General features: G+C 76.4%; 1 protein-coding gene and 1 pseudogene. One reads left to right on the top strand and one right to left on the bottom strand.

Annotation, left to right across the window (positions count from 1 at the left end; genetic code table 11):
• Positions 1-522 (top strand): annotated as a pseudogene (locus tag ACIQOV_RS36640) (hypothetical protein); the annotation flags it as partial.
• An 8-nt stretch (positions 523-530) separates the two neighbouring features.
• Here the strand turns inward: ACIQOV_RS36640 and ACIQOV_RS36635 are convergent.
• The gene (locus tag ACIQOV_RS36635) at positions 531-2,537 is read right to left on the bottom strand and encodes an AAA family ATPase (RefSeq protein WP_401055122.1); all 2,007 of its coding nucleotides are present in this window, start codon (positions 2,535-2,537) and stop codon (positions 531-533) included.
• Between the last annotated feature and the right edge of the window lie 74 nt (positions 2,538-2,611).

Here is a 2,611-nt window from a genome sequence, read left to right as displayed (position 1 = left end):
CTGCCGCCCTACCCCAGGCCGGCCCCGTGCCCCGGCACCGTCGACCGGCCCACCGCGTACGACGTCGAGGGCCGGAGCGAGGGCATCGAGGTCAGCCTGCGGCGCTACCCCTTCGACCCGCACGACCACGCCCCGCGCGGCTTCCACGCCCTCACCGACGAGCACCCGGGCGACGCCCTGCGCTACACCGCCGAGGTCCTGACCCGCACCGAGGTGCACGCCGAACGCCCCGCCGCCCGCTGGCTCGCCGACTCCGCCGCCGAACTCCCCGGCCTCGCCGTCGCGGTGGCCGCCCTCGGCCCGGCCCGCCACCTGCTCCGACTGCGCGGCGGCCTGCTACTGGAGGCCCGCGCCGAACCGGACTGGACCTGCCCCGACCCCGCCGTCGACCCGCTGCTGCTCGGCTCCGCCGTGGCCTGCTGGCTCGCCGACGGCGGCGACCCGGCCGGCCTTCCCCGGCACGGCCTCACCGTCCGCACCGGCGAGCACCGCACCCGGGTGTCCTTCCGCACCGGACCCTGAGAAGGGCGCTACTCCGGCAGCTCCCGCAGCCGCGCCCGGCTGCGCTCCGCGAGCTCCGCGTCGTCCAGCTCCTCGGCGAGGGCGAGCAGCAGGGTGTGGGCCTGCGCCTCCTTCGCGTACTGGCCGCGCTCCTCGGCCCGCCGGGCGCAGTCGCCCGCGTGGGCGGCGGCGAGCTCCGGCTGCCCGAGCGCCCGGTGGGCCCGGGCGCGGACCAGCGGCAGCTTCATCAGCATGTCCTCGTCCCGCGTCCGCTCGGCCTGCGCGGTGGCCTCGGCCAGCCGGGCCAGCGCCTCCTGCGCGCGGCCGTCGGCGATCAGCGCCTGCGCCAGGTTGTAGCTCTGGACGATCTCGCCGTGCTCGTCGCCCCGGTTCGCCGCCAGGGCCAGCGTGAACCGCCGCACCGCGTCGCCCGGGCGGCCGTCGGCCAGGCAGAGCAGACCGTCCGTCTCGTGGAGCACCCCCACCACCCGACGGTCGGTCACCAGCGGGACCTGCTCCGCGGCGAGCGCCAACTGCTCGGCGGCGAGCCGGTATTCCTTGCGGTCGAAGTGGGCCCGGGCGAGCTGGTTGCGCATCCGGACCACGGCGGCCGGCTGGTTGTCCCACTGGGCCGACTCGATGCCGAGCCGGTGGGTGGCGATCCAGTCCTGGTAGAGCCTGCGGTCGTGGTACAGCAGCCAGAGCGACTCGCACAGCCGCCACACCTCGCCGTGCCACCCCTGCCGGGCCGCCTCTTCCACCACCGCGCGGAAGTTGGCCCGTTCCGCGTACAGCCACTCCAGGGCCGCGGTGTCGGAGGCGAAGCGGGGCAGGTCGTCGCCGCTCGGGTCCTGCAGGCGGAGCCTGCTCCCGGCCATCGCACGGTCGGCGACCGAGGCCCGGCCCCGGTAGTAGGCCACGACGGCGGCGAGGAGTTCCCCGCGGCCGGCCAGTTCCCGGGTCCGGCCGTAGGCGTGCAGCCGCACCACGTCGTGGGCCCGGAAGCGGTCCTCGCGGTCGCCGTCCACCACCTCGTCCAGCACGTGGACGCCCCGAAGCTCCCCGATCGCCTGCCCGGCCAGCTCGACGCCGACCGCACGCGCCAGTTCGGCGGAGACGAAGGGGCCGGGGTGCACGCCGATCAGGTGGTAGAGCGCCCGGCCCGGCGCCGACAGCCGCTCGTAGACCAGGTCGTAGGTCGCGCCGAGATCGCTCTCCTCGTCCTCCAGCATCGCCAACCTGCCCTCCCGGTCGTGCAGTTCGGCCACCACCCGGCCGACCGGCAGGTGGTCCCGGTCCAGCAGCTGGCTCCCGACCGCGTTCAGCGCGAGCGGCAGCCCGCCGCACAGCTCGACCAGTTCCGCCAGTTCCCCGTCGGTGCCCCGCCCCGGGCCCACCCAGCCGCGCACCAGCTCGGCGCCCGCCCTCGCGCTCAGCGGGCCGAGCCGGCGCACCACGGCGCCGTCCGTCCGCAGCGCGGGCAGCCGCCGCCGGCTCGCGACCACCACCAGCCCGCAGGCCGGGAGCAGCGCACGGACCTCCGCGGCGTGCTCGACGTTGTCCAGGAAGAACAGGCACCGGCGCTCGGCGGTGGCGGTGCGGAACGCCGTGAACCGCTCGGCCTCCGCGGCCGGGGGCTCGGTGCCGAGGGCGCGCAGGAATCCGGCCAGCAGCTCGGGGAGGTCCACCCCGCCCTGGTGCCGGTAGGCCTTCAGGTCGGCGTAGAGGTCCCCGCCCGGGAAGTGCTCCCGGTGCTCCTCGGTGAACCTCGCGATCAGCTCGGTCTTCCCGACCCCGCCGAGGCCGGTGAACACCACGACCCCGAGTCCGCCCTCCACGACCCGTCCCAAGGCCTCGGTCAGCGCGGCGAGTTCCGGCTCCCGGTTGACGAACGGGCCGTGCGGGGACCGGATCTGATGCGGCCTCGGCACCGCCCGCGGCTGGTGCAGGTGCAGCGCCCCGATGCTCCCGGCCTGCACCACGTGGCCGCCCACCGTGGCGCCCGACACGGTGTTGGCCACCTCCTGCCGCTCCATCCGCCTGCTCCCTCCGGCCGGTCGGCCCCAGCCTACGGGCTGGGCACCCGGCCGACGGGCTGGACGGCCCGGAC

The organism is Kitasatospora sp. NPDC091257 (genome assembly GCF_044757675.1).
GTDB classification, from domain to species: domain Bacteria; phylum Actinomycetota; class Actinomycetes; order Streptomycetales; family Streptomycetaceae; genus Kitasatospora; species Kitasatospora lactacystinica.
Note: the sequence above shows the minus strand (reverse complement) of the source record. Positions and strands in the feature narration are given on the sequence as shown.